Source organism: Roseovarius mucosus (genome assembly GCF_002080415.1).
Lineage (GTDB): Bacteria > Pseudomonadota > Alphaproteobacteria > Rhodobacterales > Rhodobacteraceae > Roseovarius > Roseovarius mucosus_A.
In genome coordinates this window covers 2,086,676-2,105,818 of the sequence record NZ_CP020474.1, presented here as the reverse complement: position 1 = coordinate 2,105,818, position 19,143 = coordinate 2,086,676, and the positions used below count along the sequence as shown (strand labels likewise).

Genomic DNA, 19,143 nt, shown 5'->3' with positions numbered 1-19,143 from the left:
GCCCTTCAAATCTCGGGGTTTGGCAGGCTCTCGAACGCGAGTTTGAGGGCGTCGCCCCAGCCATCAGAGATCGTGCGAAAATAAGGATCGTCTGCCTCGATCCGATGGATCGACGGCAGCCGCATGCTATCGGCCTCGTAAATGCACATGTCGAGCGGCAAGCCAACGGATAGATTGGCCTTGATGGTCGAGTCAAAGCTCACGAGCAACAGCTTCATTGCATCGGCAAAGCGCATGCTTGGCTCATATGCGCGCACCAGAATTGGGCGGCCATATTTGGTTTCACCGATCTGGAAGAACGGCGTCTCGCGGCTGGCTTCGATAAAATTGCCCTCGGGGTATATCAAAAACAGGCGTGGCGGCCCGCCCTTGATCTGACCGCCAAGGATCATCGTCGCGTTAAAGGTACTGTCAGCGCGCTGTCCGGTGCTGGCGTGGGTTTCGATCACATCGCGCAGGGTGCCCGCAACAAGACGCGCGGCCTGGAACATCGACGGGACCGACAGGATGGTTGGATCACGCTCGTCATGCGCCTTGGTGCGTTCTTCCAGCAGGCTGACAACCGCTTGGGTGGTGGCCAGATTACCAGCTGTCAACAGCACCATCGCGCGTTCACCGGGCAATTGCCACGTGTGCAACTTGCGGAAGGTCGAGATATTATCAAGCCCGGCATTGGTGCGCGTGTCGGACATAAAGACGATGCCACGATCAAGGCACAGGCCCACGCAATAGGTCACGTCTTAAACCCTCTGTCACTGTTGCTGCGTCACCTGCAGCGTCACATCCATATTCTCGGTCGCCGCCCCGTAACGATGCCCGGATATCGGCGCGGCCTCGGTATAGTCTAGCCCAGTCGCCACCCGCACATAGCGTGTATCGGGCGAGATGGCGTTGGATACGTCAAACCCGACCCATCCAAGACCCTCTACATGGGCCTCTGCCCAAGCATGGGTCGCGCTCTGTTCGTCTTGACCGTCCATCCGCAGATACCCTGAAACATACCGCGCCGGAAGACCCATTGCACGCGCGCAGGCGATGAACACATGCGCGTGGTCCTGACAGACGCCGTGCCCTGCGGCAAGCGCATCCTCTGCCGTCCAGGCAATCTCGGATTTACCGGTTTCATAGGCTATCGCCGAATGCACCCGTGTGGACAGATCATGCAGTCGCGCCAAGTCTCCCTCACCCTCGATATGACGCAGAATTTCCCGACATCCTTTGCCGGCGCGGGTGTGTTCAGTGGGGCGCTGGAATAGCCACAGAGGTGCCATGCCCTCATGTGGGCCGACAATTCCGGCGGTGTCTGTCATCTCTACCACGCCCTCGGAGCGGATGGTCAACTCGGTCACATCGGACTCAAAAGTGAACATCACCACGTGATTGCGGTGGTGATCAATGAATTCCGCCTGCTGCGTGGCGCCCTCTACGGTAACGGACCAATTCACCAGCCGCTGTCCGCGCGTTGGTTTGGGATAGAGCCGCACCTGTTGCACGCCATATGGGACTGGCGCGGAATATGAATAGTGGGTGAGGTGTTTGATGGCGAGGTGCATGGGCTATCCGTAAAACCTGTAGTCGATTTCGATTTGTTTGCTCAGCCTGCCCAGATGGCCAAGCACCTCCTGCACATATTCATGCAAGCCGTAATCAAAGATCGCGGCGACATCATGGCTCATGAACCGTCGGCAGAGTGTGTCGGCCTGGTGGTGGCATGACAGGCGCAGGTCGTAATCCGTTGCCAGATAGTTGAGGTTATCGCGCAGCTTGCCACAACAGAAATTCAGGCTGCGTGGCATACGTTTGTCAAGAATCAGAAACTGCGCGATGCCCATTGGCGTCACATCCGGGCCGATGGTCAGGCGATAGCCACCTTCACCACTGACCGAGCGCAGGATCGTGTCCCATTGCACATTGTCGAGCCGCGAACCGACCGCCGCCGCTGAGGGCAGCAGCACATAGTATTTCACGTCGAGAATGCGCGCGGTATTGTCAGCGCGTTCAATGAAGGTGCCGATCCGAATGAAATCATAGATTTCATTGCGCAGCATGGTCCCAAGGATGGCCCCACGCACCAGCGCGTTGCGTTCGCGGATCAGCGATAGAACTTTGGGTAGATCGCGGGTTGCCACTTTGCGGGCAAGCGCCTCTTTGAGCAGCATCCAAAAGGAATTGACCGCCTCCCATGCTTCATATGTCAGCGCCGTACGTACGAGCCGTGCATTGTGCCGCGCCTGCGTGACCACCGCCATCACAGAAGAGGGATTGTCGGGATCGCGCAACATCCAGTCGATTGCCAATTCTGGCAATACTTCGGTGTGTTTCTGTTGATAGCCATAGGCCACTGCCGCAGCTTGCAAAACTGACAGCCAATCGTCAGCCCCGCTGCCCGCGCGCGTCAGCGCGATGCGTTGGCCGGTCTCGATCATCCGTGATGTATTCTCGGCGCGCTCCAGCAGACGCGCCATCCAAAAGAGCCCTCCGGCTGTTTTCCCCAACATGGCTCAGTCCTCCAACACCCAAGTGTCCTTGGTGCCGCCACCTTGGGACGAATTCACAACCAGCGAGCCCTTTTTCATCGCAACCCGCGTCAGCCCACCGGGAGTCACGTTTATCCCCTCGGGCGACATCAGCACAAAGGGCCGCAAATCCACATGCCTCGGGGCCAACCCGGATTTGGTAAAGACCGGCACGGTCGAGAGGCTGAGCGTAGGTTGCGCGATGTAATTGCCCGGTCTCGCCCGCAGCTTGCGCTCAAACTCTTTTAACTCCTTCTTGCTCGCTGCGGGGCCGATCAGCATGCCATAGCCGCCCGATCCATGCACCTCTTTGACCACCAGTTCTGACAAATGCGCCAGAACGTAATCAAGGCTCTCTTTTTCGTTGCAGCGCCATGTTGGCACGTTCTGCAAGATGGGGCGCTCGCCTGTATAGAATTCTACGATCTCGGGCATGTAGCTATAGATTGCTTTGTCATCGGAGATGCCGGTGCCGGGGGCATTTGCGATGGTGATCCCGCCCGCGCGGTAGACATCCATGATCCCCGGCACGCCAAGCGCGCTCTCGGGATTGAAGTTGAGAGGGTCGAGGAAGTCGTCATCCACCCGGCGGTAAAGCACATCAATCGGTTGATATCCGCGTGTTGTGCGCATGGCGACGCGCCCGTCGACGATCCGCAAGTCATGCCCCTCGACCAGTTCGACGCCCATTTTGTCGGCCAGAAAGGCATGTTCGTAATAGGCCGAGTTAAAAATTCCGGGGGTCAGAACCGCCACCGTCGGTGTGCCCTCACAGGCCGCCGGCGCCGAGGCCGCAAGCGAGCGCCGCAGGTTGCGCGGATAATCCGATACCGGGCGCACCTGATTGCGAGAAAACAGCTCTGGAAACATCCGCAACATGGTTTCGCGGTTTTCCAGCATATAGCTCACACCCGACGGCGTGCGCGCATTGTCCTCAAGCACAAAGAACTCATCCGGTCCGGTGCGCACAAGGTCGATGCCGGTGATATGGGTATAGACACCCCCCGGCGGCATCATCCCGATCATTTGGGGAAGAAACGCCACGTTGTTCGAGATCATCTCTTGCGGCAAACGCCCGGCCCGGAGGATTTCCTGTCGGTGGTAGATGTCATGCAAAAAGGCGTTGATCGCGCGCACCCGCTGCTCGATGCCGCGCTCCAGCCGCTGCCATTCCCGTCCCGAAATGATGCGTGGAATGATGTCGAAGGGGATCAGACGCTCTTCGGCCTCTGACCGCCCATAGACGTTGAACGTAATCCCCGTAAGGCGAAAAAGATCCTCCGCCTCACGACTTTTGGCACGCAGGCGAGCGGCATCTTCCTCGCTCAGCCAGGCATCAAACTTGGCATAGGGGCCACGAATCTGCCCATTCTGCCCCTGCATTTCATCGAACATATCCATAGGATCATGCTTTCCCTGTCAGGGGGCCTGTGCAATCGAAATTGTTGCGACAGACGGGTCCCAATGCGGTTTCATGCCCGCTTATCCCTCAATCATGCACAAATTTTAAGCTTTGGCAAAGAGTTGTCGCCGCGCCCAGAGGATTACCTGAGATCATGTGTGTAAGTCATTGTTACGACAAACATTAGATTTTATTCCTTTTTGTTAGTAAAACTCATAATTATAAAAGAGCCCATAGCCCCAAAGATCAGCCAGAGGTTACCGTGACCCGAACGCCCGAGATGTTGCACGTCACCGTTCAGCGCGGCACGGCAAACGACACCAGAAAAGAGCACTTTGAGGTCCCGGCGCGGGAGAATCAGACTGTGCTTGATGTGGTGAGTTGGATTCAGCAAGAGGCCGACCCAACGCTCAGTTATCGTTTTGCTTGCCGCGTTGGAATGTGCGGATCTTGTGCCATGATGGTCAACGGAGTGCCGCGTTGGACCTGCCGCACCCATGTCAGCCGCGTTGCCAGCGGCGGGCAGCTGGATATTGCGCCGTTGCGCAACCTGCCGGTGATCAAGGATTTGGCGACAGACATGGACCCGTTCTTTGACAAATGGGTGGCCGCAGAGGCGCGGCATCACCCGACGCGCGACCGGCTGGAAGAGTTTGACCCGATCAAGCCTGACGCCCCCGACCGGACAGAGGCCAATCTTGGCATCGAATGTATCAACTGCGGCATCTGCTACGCCGCCTGTGATACGGTGGCGGGCAATGCCGATTACCTTGGGCCAGCGGCCTTGCAGCGTGCCTGGACCCTTCTCAACGACAGCCGTGATGCAGACCGGCCCAGTATTCTGGCGGCGGTCTCGGGCAAGGGCGGCTGTCATAACTGCCACTCGATGGGCAGTTGCGCGCAGTATTGCCCCAACGGGCTGAACCCGATGCGCGCGATTGCGGGGTTAAAGCGGGAAACGGTCAAGGCGGCCTTGCGGGGCAAGCGCGATGCTTGATCTGCGGCTCTACATGGCGCAACGCCTGAGCGCTTTGGTGATGGCCCCCTTGGTTCTGGGCCATATCGCCGTGATGATCTATGCCATTCAGGGCGGCCTCAGTACGGCCGAAATTCTGGGCCGCACCCAAGGGAGCCTCCTGTGGTTCCTGTTTTACGGCACCTTTGTCATTGCGGTCTCCGTCCATGCCGCGATTGGTGTGCGTGTCATTGCGCACGAATGGCTGCGCCTGCGCGGCATCGCGCTTGGGATGCTGACATGGGGCATCTGTGCGGCCCTTCTTGCCCTTGGCCTGAGCGCGGTAGTTGCGGTGACGCTGCCATGAAGCAACCGCCCCGCTCGCACCCGCTCTGGTTTGCCTTTGTGCTGCACCGCATCTCTGGTCTGGCGCTTGCGCTCTTTCTGCCTGCGCATTTCTGGCTTTTGTCACAGGCTATTATCGCCCCTGCGCGACTTGATGGCTTTCTCGCCTTTGCCGAAAATCCCTTGGTCAAGATCGCCGAATTCGGTCTCGTCTTTCTGCTTGCCGTCCATATGTTCGGCGGCTTGCGCCTGATGGCGCTCGAATTCCTGCCATGGTCCGACCGCCAGAAAACGCTGGCCGCGGGGGCGGTTGGCGCGGCGCTCTTTCTGTCTGGCACGTTTTTCCTGAGGGCGATCTGATGACCCAAATCGACCGACATGATACCGATATTCTGATCATCGGCACCGGCGGTGCGGGGCTTTTTGCGGCGCTGCATGCGCAGCAATCGGCGCCTGCAGGCACGCGGATCACCATTGCCGTCAAGGGCCTCATTGGCAAATGTGGCTGCACGCGCATGGTGCAGGGTGGCTATAACGTGGCGCTGGGTGGCGGCGACAGCGTCGAGCGGCATTTCATGGACACCGTAAAGGGCGGTAAATGGCTGCCCAATCAGGATATGGCCTGGAAACTTTGCGAACAGGCGGTGGTGCGCATCCACGAGCTCGAAAATGAAATCGGCTGCTTCTTTGACCGCAACGCGGATGGCACGCTGCATCAAAAGGCCTTTGCCGGGCAAACCGCCGACCGCACGGTCCACAAGGGCGACCTGACCGGCATCGAGATCATCAGCCGGTTGATGGAGCAGGTTCTGGCGCGCCCCGTGGAAAAGCTGCAGGAACATCGCGCCATTGGTCTTATCCCTACGCGCGACGGTAGCGCCTTGGCGGGTGTGCTCTTTATCGACATGCGCACGGGCGGCTTTCGTCTGGTACGCGCCAAGACGGTCCTTATGGCCACGGGTGGCGGGCCGACGATGTACAAGTACAACACCCCTTCTGGCGACAAGACGATGGATGGTCTCGCCATGGCGCTGCGTGCAGGATTGGAACTGCGCGATATGGAGATGGTGCAGTTTCATCCCACCGGCCTCTTGGCGGGGGATCACACGCGGATGACCGGCACCGTGCTGGAAGAGGGGTTGCGCGGCGCGGGCGGTCAGCTTCTGAACGGTGCCGAAAACCGCTTTATGTTCGACTATGACCCCAAGGGCGAGCGCGCGACCCGCGATGTCGTTAGCCGCGCCATCTATGCCGAAATGCGCAAGAACAATACGTCTGCGAATGGTGGCGTCTTTATTTCTATGGCGCATCTTGGCCCCGACAACGTGCGCGCCAAATTCCCCGGTATGGTCAAACGCTGCGCTGACAGCGGCTTTGATCTGGCAGGTGGTTTGGTCGAGGTCGTGCCAACCGCGCATTACTTCATGGGCGGCGTGGTGGTCGATCCCGATACCCGCACCGCGATGGAAGGGCTCTATGTGGCGGGCGAGGATGCCGGCGGCGCGCATGGCTCGAACCGTTTGGGGGGCAATGGCGTGGCCAATTCCACCGTTTATGGCGGTGTCGCGGGTGATGTGATGGGCGCGGATATTCGCACCATGGGCGCGCTACGCGATCCCTGCCCCAACGCGCTGCAGGCCGAGGTTGACCGCGCCTTGCACCCCCTCAGCTGTCAGCCCGCGCCGGTTCATCCCCTGCGTCACGCGCTGCAAGAGGCGATGTGGGAAGACGTTGGCGTGATGCGCACAGCGGCGGGCATGGAGCGTGGCTTGACCCGTGTTGCCGAGATTTCCGATGCGCTGATTACTGTGGGCGTTGCAGGCGATAATCTTGCCTTCAATCTTACATGGCACGATTGGCTAAACCTGCGCTCACTCTGTGACGTGTCCGAGGCGATTACGCTGGCGGGCCTTGCGCGCGAAAACTCGCGCGGCGCGCATTACCGAGAGGATTTCCCGGACGAGGGTGATCTTGATGCGTCCTATTTCACCGTGATCACCCAGAAGGGCAGCGATCTGACGGTCCGCCGTGATGCGGTGCAATTCACGATCATTCGCCCCGGCGAAACAATCCTGCCCGAGACCGAACCCGAAACATTGGTGGCCGCGCAATGATCCCAATCGACCTGATCCAGAACACCGCCGAGCGCCTGATGGACAAGGCTGCGATCGAAATTCCAGACGATTACTTGACCGGCCTTCAAGCAGCAGCCGAGACCGAGGATGGTGATCTGTCGTCTTTCGTCCTTCAAGCGATGCTTGAGAATTACAAAGCCGCCAAAGAGGACCGCCGCGCGATGTGCGGCGATACGGGGTGTCCGCGTTGGTATGTGAAGATGGGCAACGAGGCCCGGATTGAGGGGGGGCCGGTCGCGCTCGAATCCGCGTTGCGCCGCGCGACAGCCAAGGCCACCTATGACGTGCCCCTGCGCCCCAATCGCGTGCATCCCCTCTGGCGCACGGATCACAACAATAATGTTGGCATCGGCGCGCCTGAGATCGAGTATGCGTACGAGCCGGATTGCGACTGGATTGATCTTATAACGGTGCACAAAGGCGGTCTCTTTGGCACGGATTACCGCATGCTCTTTCCGTCTGACGGGATCGAGGGGATCAAGCGGTTTTACCTCGACAGTCTTGTTGCCTTTGGCAAACGGGGGCTGGCCTGTCAGCCTGCGATCATCGGCATCGGGCTGGGTGGGTCCAAGGATACCTGCATGGTGTTGGGCAAGCGCGCCGCCTGCCTGCGCGTCGTGGGCAGTGAGAATCCGGACCCGAAGATCGCCGCGTTAGAGCGCGAGTTCAAGGATTTGGGCAACTCCATCGGCATGGGCGCGATGGGGTTTGTCGGCAAGAACATGGTGATCAATTGCAACATCGAGGTGGGCTATTGCCATACCGGAGGCATGCAGATGTCGGTGCATGCCTTTTGCCTCTCGTCCCGTCGGGCCGTCGCGCGCCTCTATCCTGATGGGCGGGTCCACTACCGCACCGATCCCGAATGGTTTACCCCCTATCAGCGCCGCGAAACCGTGGATTGGCCGGGCAGTGCACAGGAGGCGGCAGAATGACCAAGCCCCGCGAAATCCACCTGAGCACCACCCCAACGCCCGAGGCGCTGGCCGAGCTGCGCCTCGGCGATATCGTTTATCTTGATGGGTTGCTCTATACGGCCCGTGAAGGCGTCTACATGCGCGCATTGGAGCAAAAGGCGAATATTCCGCTGGAACTGCCCAGCCAGAGTGCAGCGAATTTCCACTGCTCTCCTGCCGCCGCCATTCGTCCCGATGGATCGTTCAACATGGGGGCGGTGACGGCTACCGCCTCTTTCCGCTTTGCCAAATGGTTGCCGGAATGGATGGCCAAGACAGGGGCCAAGCTGATCATCGGCAAAGGCGGCATGTCGTCGAAGGATTACAAATCCTATTTCGTACCCAATGGTGCGATTTACCTTTCAACCGTGGGCTATGGCACCGGGGCGCTGCTAGGTCGTGGCATCGAAAAGGTCGAGGCCGTGCACTGGCAGGATGAATTGGGATTGGCGCAGGCGATGTGGGTCATTCGCTGCAACAAGATGGGGCCGTTCATTGTGGCGTCTGATTTGGACGGTAACTGCCTTTTTGAACGCGAGAACGCCAAGATCGCCAAAAACCTCGAACGGGTCTACGAAGGCACGCGCCCCGCGACGCTCAAGCGCTATGGCGAGACGGATGATCGCTCTGACGAGGTGATTGGTTAGATCAGCTCGCGCAAAAGCAAAACCACGCCCGAAACAAAGGTCATGACGATCAGCAATCGCCGAAAGGCCGTGTCGCTTAGTCGTTTGAACACGCTTATCCCAATCTGCGCCGCCAAAAGCGCCGCCGGGATTGCAATCGCAAGATAGATCAAGGTCTCGCGCGTGTAGGCACCTTTGAGTGCCAGCGTCCCTGTCGCTACCGCGAGAACACCCACGTTGAACGGTTGAAGAACGGCGCGTGTCTCATGCCGTGGCCAAGGGCGCAGCGTACACCACATCATCGGCAGCGCCCCCGAGAGCGAGGCCGCACCGCCTAGAATGCCGCCCAAGAACCCCACCAGCATATCCCAGAATGGCGTGGCGCGTTCGAACGTTGGAAGGTTTGCACGCAGAGTGAAATACCCACCGTAAAGCAGCAGCATCGCCGCCACGACGGTCTTGAGCGTGCTGGCGTCAATCACGCTGAGGATCGTCACACCAATCGGGATGCCCGCCAATCCTGGTATGAGAAAACGCGCCAGCCGCCGCTTGTTCTGTCCGATGGCCGCGCGCACGACCCAAAGCCCTTGGAGGCCCGTGACCACGGATAACACGACCAACATGGCCACCGCTTGAAGGGGCGGCAGAACGGCTAGAAAGAAGCCAAGCGCAAAAAGGGCTGTGCCAAACCCGGCAAGACCGTTGATGAAGCCGCCTGCCATTGCGCCCGCAATGACATAGGGCAGGGCGTCGGCGTTCATCCCGTTGGTCCGCCTGTGGAGGGGGTGAAAATGCCGATCTCGACCGCACCCAACAGGGCTTTGTGGATTTCCTGAATGATGCGGATACGTGGATTGTCGCGCCGATAGGCCAGTGTCAGTTGGCGCACGGGCGCGCCCTCAGGCAGTGGCACGCGGCGCAGCGGTAGCGGTTGCACCCCCCGCACACATCGCGCAGGAACGATAGAAACGCCAAGACCCGCAAGCACCATGCTCGAAATCGCTTCGAGTCCCTGTAATTCCATCGTGACCGACACGGGAATCCCGTGCTCGCGCAGCCAACCGTCGATCAGCCCACCGACAACAGCGTCGCGGCTGAACCGGATAAACGGATACCGGAGCAAAAGTTCTCGCACATCGTCGCCCTCGGCCTCTTGTGGGGCGAGCAGTTCCATTGGCTCTTGCGCAATGTCGGCATGGTCGATTTCCGGGGGTAACGGGCCCTGCCGTGACAGCACCGCCGCATCAAGCGCGCCGCGTTCAACCTCTGCGATGAGCGAGGTGGTCATCCCGGGTACGATACGCACATGCAGGTCTGGATAGCTTTCCTTGAGCAAGCGCACTGACAGCGGGGTCAGGCCCGTCAGGGTCATAGGAACGGCCCCCAACGAGATTTCGCCACGAAACCCTTCGTCGCCCAAGACCGACGGCACGATGGCATCGTAGGCACGCACGATATCGCGCGCCCGCGCCACCAATGCACGCCCCGTCGGGGTCAGTTCCGGCGACCGGCGTGAGCGGTCAAAAAGCACAACCCCCCATTCTTCCTCGAGGCTGCGCATTTGTTGGCTGACTGCGGCGTGGGTCACAAAAACCGCTTCGGCAGCAGCGCTAAAGGTCTTGTGGTCATCCACCGCAATCAGGGTGCGCAAGCGCCGGATTGACATGTCCCGCCTCTTTCGTAAGTTTAGTTAACGCATCCTGTAACGGAATATTGCTTATATTAAGCGTGTCTTAAAGTTACACCTAAAGACGACGGCGTTGCAATCTGCGAACAAGCCTGCCGCCGACACCACAGAGGAGGAGGAGGAAAACATGAAGCTGAGACAGTTGGGCGCGGTGTGCGCTATGGGGCTTGGGCTGACGGCGACTGCCGCGTTGGCCGAATATCCCGAACGCCCCATCAACATGGTCATTCCCTATGGCGCAGGCGGCGCGACCGATATTTCGGCCCGCACCATCGCAGAGCCCTTGGGCACCGTGGTCGGCAAGCCGCTGGTCATGTCGAATATCACGGGGGCAGGGGGTGCCACCGGATCGGTTGCGGTGCAAAACGCCAAGGCGGATGGCTATACCATGCTTTTTGCCCGCGTCGGCTCGCACACGGTCAATCCGGCGATGAAGGCCACGCTGCCCTACACGCTCGATGATTTCCGCTTTGTGACGGTGTATGAAATCAACCCCGTCGCCTGTGCCGTGCGCCCTGATTCCGGCATCGAAACCATTGAGGATCTCATCGCTCTGACGGAATCCGAGGGCACCAGCTATAGCTCTTCTGGCGTGGGTTCGATGCTGCATCTCGCGGCGGTGATGGTGCTGGATGAATTCGGTGTCGAGAACCCGCTGGATAAGGCGATTCACATTCCCCAAGGCGGCGGTGGTGAGGCGGCCACGGCTGTTCTCAACGGCACTGTAACCTTTATCTGCACCAACACATCGGCGCTTGCCAATTTTGTGGCCAATGGGCAGTTGAAGCCGATCCTCGTAACGACGGCGGAACCGGTCCCGGGTTTTGACGCACCGACAGCCGTCGATTTGGGCAAGCCTGATCTGACACAGCTTGTGGGGTGGACCGGTATCGCTGGGCCGGATGACTTGCCAGACGAGGTTGCGGCAAAATGGGGTGAATGGATGGCCGCAGCAGCCGGAGACGCGAAATTCGTGGACCAGATGAGCGCGATGGGTTCGGTCATCAATGTCATGAGTCCCGAAGAAGCCAACGCTTTCATTCAGGCGCAGTATGAAACTTTTCGTGCGCTGGTCGACAAGCTCGGCATGCGGATCGAGGGCTAAAGCATAGCGCACCCATAGGTCGGGCGCAGAGATGCCCGGCCTTTCAGTGCTAGCAAACTGATCGGGGAGGATCAGGGTGAACAAACGCGCAATTCAGGTGCAACTGGGCATCGGTGCCTGTGTGGCCTGTGTTTTTCTGATCCTCTATGCAATTCCCTATTGGATCTCTGCCCCGAGCAATATTCGCAACATCGTGCTGTCGCCCCGGTTTTGGCCCTACGCCATCGCCGGTCTGACAGGACTGGTTGGGCTGGGCATGCTCTTTGCTGGCCGCAAGGAAGATGTTGACGGCACGCCGGCCAATGACCCGATCGAAGACCCGCGCGCTGGGCTGATGCGGTTGGTGGGCATGGCAGTTTTGATGGCTGTCACCTTCTGGCTTTTGCCGCGCATCGGTATGGTCTGGGCGTCGATGCTGGCCTTTGCATCGCTCGCCTTTTTGGTGAAGACACGGCATCCAAAAACGGCGTTGATTTGCGCTGTGGCGGTGCCACTTCTGCTCTATGGGTTCTTCGCCCATGTCGCCGGTGTCGCGATCCCGCAGGGTGAATTTGTGAGGCTGCCATGAGCGTGATCGACAATTTAATGGCCGGCCTCGCATTGGTCGGAAATGTAGACGCGCTTGTGTCCTTGGCGATCGGGATCGTTATCGGGGTCATCGGTGGGGCAATTCCGGGGATTTCTGCGACGATGGCGGTGGCGCTCACCTTGCCCTTTACCTTTCCGATGCAGCCTATCAATGGCATCCTTTTGCTTTTGGGTGTTTACAAGGGCGGTATCTTTGGCGGTTCAATCCCTGCCATCCTGATCAAGACACCCGGTACGCCTGCATCTTCGGCCACGGTGCTCGACGGGCATCCGATGGCGGCACGTGGCGAAGCGGGGCGCGCGCTGGGCATGGCGCTTTGGGCCTCCTGCACGGCAGACGTGATCTCGAACCTGGCCTTGATCCTTTTTGCGGGTTGGCTTGCGTCTTTTGCGCTCAGCTTTGGTCCGCCAGAGTTCTTTGCACTCATCCTCTTCTCGCTCACAATTATCGCAGGTGTGTCGGGCGAGAGCCTCTTGCGTGGCGCGCTCTCTGCGCTCTTGGGCCTGCTTTTGGCCACCATTGGGCTTGACCTCGTTTATGGCACCAATCGCTTTACTTTCGGCGATCCCAACCTCATGGGCGGTCTGAACTTTATCGCCGTGCTGATCGGTCTCTTTGCCATTCCAGAAGTCATCAACATGGTTTGGCACCCCACTGGCCATATGGGCAAGGTGCAGACACTGGGCAGTAAATGGGTTACATTCGCCGAGTATCGGCGGTGTTTCCGCTCTATCGTGCGGGGCAGTTTTATCGGTGTGTTTCTCGGCGCGATCCCCGGTATCGGCGCGGCCCCTGCGGCCTTTCTCAGCTATTCAGAGGCGCGCCGCAAATCCCCCAACAAGGCCAATTTTGGAAAAGGCGAAATAGAGGGTGTCGCCGCCTCTGAGGCGGGCAACAATGGTGTCGCGGGTGCCACGCTGATTCCGCTTCTGGCCTTGGGTGTGCCCGGCGATGTCATCACCGCCATCATCATCGGTGCCTTTATGGTGCATGGCTTGCAGCCGGGGCCCATGATGTTCGTGATGAACGTGGATATCATCTATGGCCTTTTCATCGGCCTCATCTTTTCCTCAGGCTTGCTTTTGATCGTCGGAGGTTTGGCAATTCGTGGGTTCAAACCCGTGGCCGACATCCCCAAGCGTATCCTGATGCCCATCGTCCTTGTGCTTTGCATCTACGGGGTCTTTGCGGTTAACAACAACATCTTCGATGTCGGCGTCATGTTTGTGATGGGTTGGGTTGGCTTTGTCTTGTCCCGGTACCACATACCCGCCGCTCCGTTCTTGATCGCCTTCATTCTTGGCCCGCTTCTCGAGGATAATTTCCGCAAAGCGATGCTGATGTCAGGCGGTTCGCCAGATGTGTTGTTGCGTGGGCCGATTACTTGGTTCTTCTGGACTTTGACCCTGATCGCGGTCGTGGCGATTGCACGCGGCACGCTTGACAAGGCACGAGACAAAGGCTGAGCGCGGAGTAAGGTGAAATTTTCGTGACCAGCTCCTTTGGGGGCTGCGAAACCGTGACTTCCTTTATTATATTCAAAAAATCTTATATAATCGTCACAGGCACCCTGACGGGTGTTTTGCCGTGACCAGAGAGGAAAAGAGATGACAGGCACCGAAACTGAATTTACCCCGCTGATGTCATTTGCGGGCGGTGTGTTGATCGGCTTGTCAGCAGTGTTGCTGATGTTTTTTCAAGGTCGGATCATGGGGGCCACTGGCATTCTGTCGAGATTGATTACCGGCGGGGTGCCGGGCGATAAAATCTGGCGCGCGGCGATGGTTGTAGGCATGATCGCCGGACCGCTTTTGGTGCTGGGGCTGACCGGGCAGATGCCCGCAGTCGAGGTGCCGATTAGTCTGCCGATGATCTTGATTGGGGGCTTCATCGTGGGCATCGGCGTGACCTTTGGGTCTGGCTGCACCTCGGGTCATGGGGTTTGCGGCCTTGCGCGGCTTTCGCCTCGGTCATTCGTAGCCACGCTGACCTTTATGGTCGTGGCCTTTGCGACTGTCTATGTCCTGCGTCACGTGATTGGAGCCTGAGCCATGCGCATTCTGTCAGCCTTGTTTGTCGGTCTTGTTTTTGGCGTGGGAATTGCCATCTCTGGTATGATCAATCCGGCTAAGGTGCTCAACTTCTTTGACATCGCCGGGACATGGGACCCAAGCTTGATCTTTGTGATGGGTGGTGCGCTGCTTACCACCTTTGTCGGTTACCGCGTGGTGCTCGGACGCCCCAAGCCGATCCTCGAGCCAAAGTTCAAGCTGCCCACCAAGACGGTCATTGATACCCGTCTGATTGGGGGGTCAGCGGTCTTTGGCCTTGGTTGGGGCATCGCCGGGTTTTGCCCCGGCGCGGCTATTCCGGCGCTTGGCTCTGGCAAATACGAGGTGCTGGCCTTTGTAGCCGCGCTCTTGTCCGGGATTTGGGTGGCGAATATGATTCAAACGAAACAGTCAGACAAAAGGATAACGGCATGACCGACTATCCCGTGAACATGGGCGTCAAGCCAGAGGTCAAAGCATTCTTTGACGAGGCCACGAATACGATCAGCTATGTGGTTAAGGACCCCGAATCGCGCGCCTGTGCCGTGATTGATAGCGTGATGGATATCGACATGGCAGCAGGGCGGATCACCTATGCCCATGCCGATGCAATGATTGCCCATGTTATGGATCACGGCCTGACGCTTGAATGGATCATCGAGACCCATGTCCACGCCGATCATCTCTCGGCAGCGCCGTATATTCAGCAGAAGCTGGGCGGCAAGATTGGAATTGGTGAAAAGATTCTGGTGGTTCAGGACACTTTTGGCAAAATATTCAACGAAGGCACCGAGTTTCAGCGTGATGGTAGCCAGTTCGATGCTTTGTTCAAAGATGGTGACACCTATAAGGTAGGCCAAATGAACTGCCTTGCGATCCACACGCCCGGCCACACGCCCGCCTGCATGGTGCATGTGATGGGCGATGCCGCCTTTGTTGGCGACACGCTCTTCATGCCTGATGGTGGGTCTGCGCGGGCGGATTTCCCCGGCGGTGATGCGGGTGAGCTCTATGACAGCATCCAAAGGGTTCTGCGCCTGCCCGACGACATGCGTCTTTTCATGTGCCACGATTACGGCCCAAACGGCCGCGATATTCAGTGGGAAACCACCGTCGGGGCGGAAAGGGCGCATAACATCCATGTAGGCGGCGGCAAGACCCGTGAAGACTTTGTGAAGTTCCGCACAGAGCGCGACGCACAGCTTGCCATGCCCCGGCTGATATTGCCGTCTTTGCAGGTCAACATGCGCGCGGGCGAATTGCCCCGTGATAGCGCGGGCAACCCGATGTTGAAGCTCCCTGTTAACCGTCTCTAAGCCAACGCCAAGGCAGGGCAGGGGGCGCTATGCTCGGATCATGCTAACCAATGACGGTCTAGCGGCGGTGATCATGCTTATGCCACAATCTCTGGCCTAGGCGCATCTTGCGGGGCTGTATGCCTCGATCCGTCCTGTGGGGTATTTGGCACCAGCCACGCCTTTCACTCTCGTGTGCCCTATTCCGTGGGGGCGATCAGGCAAAGCCGGTGATGAGCTGGCGCAAGCCAATCGCCGCACCCACAAATATCGCGGCAAAGGTGATCGGCGCGCTAAAGGACAGCACCGAAAAGGCGGAAATCCCCTGCCCGACCGTGCAACCAAAGGCCAGCACTGCGCCAAAGCCCATGCAGACCGCGCCCAGCATCTGCCGCCGCAGTTCCCTCGGGTCCTCACAGGCTTCCCACCGGAAATGGCCTTTGATCAGGCTGCCGCAAAACGCGCCGGCCAGCACGCCAAAGACCGACGCCACGCCAAAGCTGAGGCCACCACCGCTGGCGGTCATCAGAAAGATGATAGTCTCGCCGAGGGGCGCAGAGAATGTATGCGTTTGCACCGGCTGCGGCATGAATCCATGCGTGCCCACCCAAGAGGTGCCAAACCAGCCCGATGTGACCGCAATCCCAACCATCGCCCCCCAAAAGAGCGCCCGACGGTTCTGTAAAAAGTCGCGCGAGGCAAGCGCCGCTAGGCATATCAGCGCTGAAATCGCCAATCCGACCCAGATCATCGGGAGCCCAGTGAGCGCGCCCAGAATCTGCGCATAGGACTGGTTTTCCAACGCAGGGCTTGTCGCCTCTGTCGCCATGATCCGTAGCCGGGCAAAGGGGCCTGACATCATCACATAGGCTGAAATGCCCATCACGAGCACGATCACAAAGGCCCGCAGATCACCCCCGCCAAATCGTGCGAGCGCACCAAAGCCGCAGTTCCCAGCCAGCGACATACCATAGCCAAAGAGCAGCCCACCCAAAACACTGGCCAGCGGCGACCAAGGCGTGATCCAATAGGCATTGGCTGAAATATCAAAGAGGCCCAGACCGGCCAGCCCAAAGGCCGTGATCCCCGCCACCCCAATCGCCAGCCCCCACATGCGCAGACGCGTATCGCTCTGCTGATAGAGCAGATCCTCAATCGCGCCCAAGGTGCAGAAACGTCCGATGCGCGCCGCAAGCCCAAGTATCATGCCGCCCGCAAAGCCGAATATCAGGATCATCAGGGATTCAGAAATGCCACCGGGCATGATGCTCCTCCGTTTGACGCTGGCAAGGCCGCGGCGCGTGAATCACGGCTGCTTGCAAAACAGATCGTAGACAGTTTCGAGCATCTGTATCGCGCGCCGGTCTGTCAAACGGTAATAGATGGCTTTGCCTTCACGTCGTGGTGTAACCAGCCCTTCCAAGCGCAAGCGTGAGAGCTGTTGTGACACGGCCGCCTGTCGCGCCGAGAGCAGATCTTCAAGTTCGGTTACTGTCTTTTCACCGGTTGCGAGATGACACAGGATCATCAACCGCCCCTCATGGCTGATTGCCTTGAGAAACTCTGCCGCCGTATGCGCCAGATCGAGCATCGCATCGACGCTTTCGTTCGACACATCCAGTTGCGGAGGAGGAGCGCGGCGTAGCATCGGAATCACGGCGCTTTGGTTGCGTCGGGATGCGCATCCAAAAGCTGCGTCAGCAGAAACCAAAAGAATTCATCGCCCGCATAGCCCTCGATCCGGCCCAGTTCCTGACCGTCCTCGACCAGAACAAAAGTTGGGGTAAAAATGGGGCGACTGGAAAAGGCGATATCTTCGGGCAGCGCGTTGATCTGCACCCGACGCAAGGGCGCGCGTGTGCCCTCGATGGTTTTGGGATAGGCCGGGCCAATCTCGGCATTCCACCGCTCGCACCAATGGCAGCCATGCCGCTCGACCATGAGCAGTTCTGCCGCCAAGAGCGGACCCATCAGGCCGAATGTCAGAAAAAGGCTGACGAGAAAGGTAGCAAGCATACGCATCGGTGTTCCGATTGACGGACAGACTAAAACATATGATAGTTTGAATATGTTTGCGGATCAACCCGTCTAAGGATTCCCCATGTTCGATGTCTCTCTGCTCAGCGCCTTTGTCGGGGGATTGATCGTCTTTTTCTCGCCCTGTGTGCTGCCCATCGTCCCATTTTACCTCAGCTACATGGCCGGAGCGTCGATGTCAGAGATCAGCGCCGAGGGCCGTCTTGCCCCGGGCGTGCGCCGCCGTGCCTTTGCCGCATCGGTAATGTTCTCGGCGGGAATCATCACTGTCTTTGTTTTGCTAGGGGCAGCCGCCTTTGGCCTCAGCCAGGCGTTCCGCGGCTTTCAGACCGAGTTTCGCCTCTTTGCTGCGCTCGTCGTGCTGATCCTCGGGCTGCATTTTTTGGGTGTGCTGCGCATCGGCTTTCTTAACCGGGTGTTTCAGATGGATGCGGGCGATACCCGGAACATGTCGGTGCTTGGCGCCTATGTGGTTGGCTTTGCCTTTGCCGCAGGTTGGACGCCATGTGTGGGCGGTGTGCTGACAGCCGTGGTTTTCACTGCAAGCACCGAGGCCACGGCGATGAAAGGGCTGGTGCTGCTCTTGGTGTTTGGTCTGGCCATGACCACGCCCTTCATGGTGGCCTCGCTTTTTATCGGGCCGTTTCTGCGCTTTGCTTCGAAATTCCGCCGCCACCTGCCCAAGGTCGAAAAGGCGATGGGGCTGCTACTGATCATCTTCGCCGCGCTCATTGCCACCGACAGCGTCAATTACATCGCCCAATGGATGCTGGAGACATTCCCAGCCTTCCAAAACATCTAATCGAGGAGGACCAAGATGAAACGAGTTCTGACCCTGCTGGCCGCCGTCCTGTTTTCTCTGCCGGTCGCTGCGGCGGAATTGGGCGATGATGGCCTGCACAAGACCGACTGGATGCGTGACACCTTCAAGGACCTGCGCGAGGATTTGGAGGATGCCAACGCCGAGGGCAAAAGGCTGATGGTGATGATCGAGCAGCGCGGCTGCATTTACTGCACCAAGATGCACGAAGAGGTGTTTCCCCGCCCCGAGATTGCCGATTTCATTCGCGAGAACTTCTTTGTCGTGCAGCTCAATCTGCATGGTGATCTGGAAGTGATCGATTTCGATGGCGAGTCGCTGAGCGAGAAACAGGCGGCGCGCAAATGGGGCCTGCTCTTTACGCCGTCGATTCTGTTCCTGCCCGAAGAGGTGGCAGAGGATCAGACAGCGGCACAGGCGGCGGTGGCAATGATGCCCGGCGCCTTTGGTCCGGGCACCACGTTGGATCTGCTCACTTGGGTGCAAGAAAAGCGCTATGCGCTTGATACTGAGGAAGATTTCCAGCGCTATCACGCGCGCCGCATCGCCGAACGGGAGGCTGAGAAATCGCAGTGAGAACACGCGCGGGAACACATTAAATTCAAGAATACGAATTTATTGTTG

Annotated in this window: 23 protein-coding genes; 14 read left to right on the top strand and 9 right to left on the bottom strand. The window is 58.8% G+C overall.

Features of this window, described 5'->3' with window-relative positions; translation table 11 throughout:
- Positions 1-5 precede the first annotated feature (5 nt).
- From ROSMUCSMR3_RS10145 to ROSMUCSMR3_RS10130, 4 genes are read right to left on the bottom strand one after another with little or no spacing between them, the layout of a single operon-like run.
- Positions 6-737, bottom strand: a complete 732-nt coding sequence (locus ROSMUCSMR3_RS10145) for a proteasome-type protease (protein ID WP_037298666.1) — start codon at positions 735-737, stop codon at positions 6-8.
- Positions 738-752: 15 nt separating this feature from the next.
- On the bottom strand, positions 753-1,553 hold the full coding sequence (locus tag ROSMUCSMR3_RS10140) for a transglutaminase family protein (protein WP_008282767.1): 801 nt from the start codon (positions 1,551-1,553) through the stop codon (positions 753-755).
- Positions 1,554-1,556: 3 nt separating this feature from the next.
- A complete protein-coding gene (locus ROSMUCSMR3_RS10135) occupies positions 1,557-2,498 on the bottom strand; it encodes an alpha-E domain-containing protein (protein ID WP_037298668.1) in 942 nt (313 codons plus the stop codon).
- Positions 2,499-2,501: 3 nt separating this feature from the next.
- Positions 2,502-3,917 (bottom strand): circularly permuted type 2 ATP-grasp protein, encoded by a 1,416-nt coding sequence (locus ROSMUCSMR3_RS10130; RefSeq protein WP_008282769.1) that lies wholly within the window; start codon positions 3,915-3,917, stop codon positions 2,502-2,504.
- Between the two features lie 281 nt (positions 3,918-4,198).
- On the opposite strand from ROSMUCSMR3_RS10130, the gene ROSMUCSMR3_RS10125 reads away from it, so the two are divergent.
- From ROSMUCSMR3_RS10125 to ROSMUCSMR3_RS10100, 6 genes are read left to right on the top strand one after another with little or no spacing between them, the layout of a single operon-like run.
- Positions 4,199-4,915 (top strand): succinate dehydrogenase/fumarate reductase iron-sulfur subunit, encoded by a 717-nt coding sequence (locus ROSMUCSMR3_RS10125; protein ID WP_081507235.1) that lies wholly within the window; start codon positions 4,199-4,201, stop codon positions 4,913-4,915.
- Positions 4,908-5,240, top strand: a complete 333-nt coding sequence (locus tag ROSMUCSMR3_RS10120) for a succinate dehydrogenase (protein ID WP_081507234.1) — start codon at positions 4,908-4,910, stop codon at positions 5,238-5,240. Before ROSMUCSMR3_RS10125 ends, ROSMUCSMR3_RS10120 begins: the two co-directional genes overlap by 8 nt.
- The gene (gene sdhC, locus ROSMUCSMR3_RS10115; RefSeq protein ID WP_081507233.1) at positions 5,237-5,578 is read left to right on the top strand and encodes a succinate dehydrogenase, cytochrome b556 subunit; all 342 of its coding nucleotides are present in this window, start codon (positions 5,237-5,239) and stop codon (positions 5,576-5,578) included. Before ROSMUCSMR3_RS10120 ends, sdhC begins: the two co-directional genes overlap by 4 nt.
- Positions 5,578-7,332, top strand: a complete 1,755-nt coding sequence (locus ROSMUCSMR3_RS10110; RefSeq protein ID WP_081507232.1) for an L-aspartate oxidase — start codon at positions 5,578-5,580, stop codon at positions 7,330-7,332. Before sdhC ends, ROSMUCSMR3_RS10110 begins: the two co-directional genes overlap by 1 nt.
- Positions 7,329-8,288, top strand: coding sequence for a fumarate hydratase (locus ROSMUCSMR3_RS10105; protein WP_081507231.1), 960 nt, complete (start codon positions 7,329-7,331; stop codon positions 8,286-8,288). The genes ROSMUCSMR3_RS10110 and ROSMUCSMR3_RS10105 overlap by 4 nt, the downstream gene beginning before the upstream one ends.
- Entirely contained in the window at positions 8,285-8,956 is a 672-nt protein-coding gene (locus ROSMUCSMR3_RS10100; protein WP_081507230.1) for a fumarate hydratase C-terminal domain-containing protein, read from the top strand. Before ROSMUCSMR3_RS10105 ends, ROSMUCSMR3_RS10100 begins: the two co-directional genes overlap by 4 nt.
- Here the strand turns inward: ROSMUCSMR3_RS10100 and ROSMUCSMR3_RS10095 are convergent.
- On the bottom strand, positions 8,953-9,696 hold the full coding sequence (locus ROSMUCSMR3_RS10095; protein WP_081507229.1) for a sulfite exporter TauE/SafE family protein: 744 nt from the start codon (positions 9,694-9,696) through the stop codon (positions 8,953-8,955). The two genes, ROSMUCSMR3_RS10100 and ROSMUCSMR3_RS10095, sit on opposite strands and share 4 nt — an antisense overlap.
- Positions 9,693-10,601 carry a LysR family transcriptional regulator gene (locus ROSMUCSMR3_RS10090; protein WP_081507228.1) on the bottom strand — a complete coding sequence of 303 codons (909 nt, stop codon included), beginning with the start codon at positions 10,599-10,601 and terminating at the stop codon, positions 9,693-9,695. The genes ROSMUCSMR3_RS10095 and ROSMUCSMR3_RS10090 overlap by 4 nt, the downstream gene beginning before the upstream one ends.
- 148 nt (positions 10,602-10,749) lie before the next feature.
- Between ROSMUCSMR3_RS10090 and ROSMUCSMR3_RS10085 the strand changes: the two genes are divergently transcribed.
- The 6 genes from ROSMUCSMR3_RS10085 to ROSMUCSMR3_RS10060 all read left to right on the top strand — a co-directional run bounded on the left by ROSMUCSMR3_RS10085 (position 10,750) and on the right by ROSMUCSMR3_RS10060 (position 15,683).
- On the top strand, positions 10,750-11,727 hold the full coding sequence (locus tag ROSMUCSMR3_RS10085) for a Bug family tripartite tricarboxylate transporter substrate binding protein (protein WP_081508596.1): 978 nt from the start codon (positions 10,750-10,752) through the stop codon (positions 11,725-11,727).
- A gap of 76 nt (positions 11,728-11,803) precedes the next feature.
- Entirely contained in the window at positions 11,804-12,295 is a 492-nt protein-coding gene (locus ROSMUCSMR3_RS10080; RefSeq protein WP_081507227.1) for a tripartite tricarboxylate transporter TctB family protein, read from the top strand.
- Positions 12,292-13,782: a tripartite tricarboxylate transporter permease gene (locus ROSMUCSMR3_RS10075; RefSeq protein WP_008282780.1), complete on the top strand. Its 1,491-nt coding sequence runs from the start codon at positions 12,292-12,294 to the stop codon at positions 13,780-13,782. Before ROSMUCSMR3_RS10080 ends, ROSMUCSMR3_RS10075 begins: the two co-directional genes overlap by 4 nt.
- A gap of 141 nt (positions 13,783-13,923) precedes the next feature.
- Positions 13,924-14,364 carry a YeeE/YedE family protein gene (locus tag ROSMUCSMR3_RS10070; protein ID WP_081507226.1) on the top strand — a complete coding sequence of 147 codons (441 nt, stop codon included), beginning with the start codon at positions 13,924-13,926 and terminating at the stop codon, positions 14,362-14,364.
- Between the two features lie 3 nt (positions 14,365-14,367).
- On the top strand, positions 14,368-14,802 hold the full coding sequence (locus ROSMUCSMR3_RS10065) for a DUF6691 family protein (RefSeq protein WP_081507225.1): 435 nt from the start codon (positions 14,368-14,370) through the stop codon (positions 14,800-14,802).
- Complete coding sequence (locus ROSMUCSMR3_RS10060; protein ID WP_008282783.1) at positions 14,799-15,683, top strand: MBL fold metallo-hydrolase; 885 nt, start codon at positions 14,799-14,801, stop codon at positions 15,681-15,683. Before ROSMUCSMR3_RS10065 ends, ROSMUCSMR3_RS10060 begins: the two co-directional genes overlap by 4 nt.
- A gap of 196 nt (positions 15,684-15,879) precedes the next feature.
- Here ROSMUCSMR3_RS10060 and ROSMUCSMR3_RS10055 read toward each other — a convergent pair whose 3' ends face one another.
- The 3 genes from ROSMUCSMR3_RS10055 to ROSMUCSMR3_RS10045 all read right to left on the bottom strand — a co-directional run bounded on the left by ROSMUCSMR3_RS10055 (position 15,880) and on the right by ROSMUCSMR3_RS10045 (position 17,684).
- The gene (locus tag ROSMUCSMR3_RS10055; protein ID WP_081507224.1) at positions 15,880-16,926 is read right to left on the bottom strand and encodes a YeeE/YedE family protein; all 1,047 of its coding nucleotides are present in this window, start codon (positions 16,924-16,926) and stop codon (positions 15,880-15,882) included.
- A 42-nt stretch (positions 16,927-16,968) separates the two neighbouring features.
- Positions 16,969-17,253: an ArsR/SmtB family transcription factor gene (locus ROSMUCSMR3_RS10050; RefSeq protein ID WP_375554764.1), complete on the bottom strand. Its 285-nt coding sequence runs from the start codon at positions 17,251-17,253 to the stop codon at positions 16,969-16,971.
- Between the two features lie 62 nt (positions 17,254-17,315).
- Positions 17,316-17,684 carry a hypothetical protein gene (locus ROSMUCSMR3_RS10045; protein WP_081507223.1) on the bottom strand — a complete coding sequence of 123 codons (369 nt, stop codon included), beginning with the start codon at positions 17,682-17,684 and terminating at the stop codon, positions 17,316-17,318.
- Between the two features lie 79 nt (positions 17,685-17,763).
- On the opposite strand from ROSMUCSMR3_RS10045, the gene ROSMUCSMR3_RS10040 reads away from it, so the two are divergent.
- Positions 17,764-18,501: a cytochrome c biogenesis CcdA family protein gene (locus tag ROSMUCSMR3_RS10040; RefSeq protein WP_081507222.1), complete on the top strand. Its 738-nt coding sequence runs from the start codon at positions 17,764-17,766 to the stop codon at positions 18,499-18,501.
- Between the two features lie 15 nt (positions 18,502-18,516).
- Positions 18,517-19,095 carry a thioredoxin family protein gene (locus ROSMUCSMR3_RS10035; protein ID WP_081507221.1) on the top strand — a complete coding sequence of 193 codons (579 nt, stop codon included), beginning with the start codon at positions 18,517-18,519 and terminating at the stop codon, positions 19,093-19,095.
- Positions 19,096-19,143: the final 48 nt, after the last annotated feature.

Excerpts from the sequence above, each read along its gene's own strand:
- ROSMUCSMR3_RS10140 (WP_008282767.1), bottom strand. The coding sequence starts at position 1,553 with ATGCACCTCGCCATCAAACACCTCACCCACTATTCATATTCCGCGCCA.
- ROSMUCSMR3_RS10135 (WP_037298668.1), bottom strand. The coding sequence starts at position 2,498 with ATGTTGGGGAAAACAGCCGGAGGGCTCTTTTGGATGGCGCGTCTGCTG.
- ROSMUCSMR3_RS10130 (WP_008282769.1), bottom strand. The coding sequence starts at position 3,917 with ATGGATATGTTCGATGAAATGCAGGGGCAGAATGGGCAGATTCGTGGC.
- ROSMUCSMR3_RS10125 (WP_081507235.1), top strand. The coding sequence starts at position 4,199 with ATGTTGCACGTCACCGTTCAGCGCGGCACGGCAAACGACACCAGAAAA.
- ROSMUCSMR3_RS10120 (WP_081507234.1), top strand. The coding sequence starts at position 4,908 with ATGCTTGATCTGCGGCTCTACATGGCGCAACGCCTGAGCGCTTTGGTG.
- sdhC (WP_081507233.1), top strand. The coding sequence starts at position 5,237 with ATGAAGCAACCGCCCCGCTCGCACCCGCTCTGGTTTGCCTTTGTGCTG.
- ROSMUCSMR3_RS10110 (WP_081507232.1), top strand. The coding sequence starts at position 5,578 with ATGACCCAAATCGACCGACATGATACCGATATTCTGATCATCGGCACC.
- ROSMUCSMR3_RS10105 (WP_081507231.1), top strand. The coding sequence starts at position 7,329 with ATGATCCCAATCGACCTGATCCAGAACACCGCCGAGCGCCTGATGGAC.
- ROSMUCSMR3_RS10100 (WP_081507230.1), top strand. The coding sequence starts at position 8,285 with ATGACCAAGCCCCGCGAAATCCACCTGAGCACCACCCCAACGCCCGAG.
- ROSMUCSMR3_RS10095 (WP_081507229.1), bottom strand. The coding sequence starts at position 9,696 with ATGAACGCCGACGCCCTGCCCTATGTCATTGCGGGCGCAATGGCAGGC.
- ROSMUCSMR3_RS10090 (WP_081507228.1), bottom strand. The coding sequence starts at position 10,601 with ATGTCAATCCGGCGCTTGCGCACCCTGATTGCGGTGGATGACCACAAG.
- ROSMUCSMR3_RS10085 (WP_081508596.1), top strand. The coding sequence starts at position 10,750 with ATGAAGCTGAGACAGTTGGGCGCGGTGTGCGCTATGGGGCTTGGGCTG.
- ROSMUCSMR3_RS10075 (WP_008282780.1), top strand. The coding sequence starts at position 12,292 with ATGAGCGTGATCGACAATTTAATGGCCGGCCTCGCATTGGTCGGAAAT.
- ROSMUCSMR3_RS10070 (WP_081507226.1), top strand. The coding sequence starts at position 13,924 with ATGACAGGCACCGAAACTGAATTTACCCCGCTGATGTCATTTGCGGGC.
- ROSMUCSMR3_RS10065 (WP_081507225.1), top strand. The coding sequence starts at position 14,368 with ATGCGCATTCTGTCAGCCTTGTTTGTCGGTCTTGTTTTTGGCGTGGGA.
- ROSMUCSMR3_RS10060 (WP_008282783.1), top strand. The coding sequence starts at position 14,799 with ATGACCGACTATCCCGTGAACATGGGCGTCAAGCCAGAGGTCAAAGCA.
- ROSMUCSMR3_RS10055 (WP_081507224.1), bottom strand. The coding sequence starts at position 16,926 with ATGCCCGGTGGCATTTCTGAATCCCTGATGATCCTGATATTCGGCTTT.
- ROSMUCSMR3_RS10050 (WP_375554764.1), bottom strand. The coding sequence starts at position 17,253 with ATGCTCGATCTGGCGCATACGGCGGCAGAGTTTCTCAAGGCAATCAGC.
- ROSMUCSMR3_RS10045 (WP_081507223.1), bottom strand. The coding sequence starts at position 17,684 with ATGCGTATGCTTGCTACCTTTCTCGTCAGCCTTTTTCTGACATTCGGC.
- ROSMUCSMR3_RS10040 (WP_081507222.1), top strand. The coding sequence starts at position 17,764 with ATGTTCGATGTCTCTCTGCTCAGCGCCTTTGTCGGGGGATTGATCGTC.
- ROSMUCSMR3_RS10035 (WP_081507221.1), top strand. The coding sequence starts at position 18,517 with ATGAAACGAGTTCTGACCCTGCTGGCCGCCGTCCTGTTTTCTCTGCCG.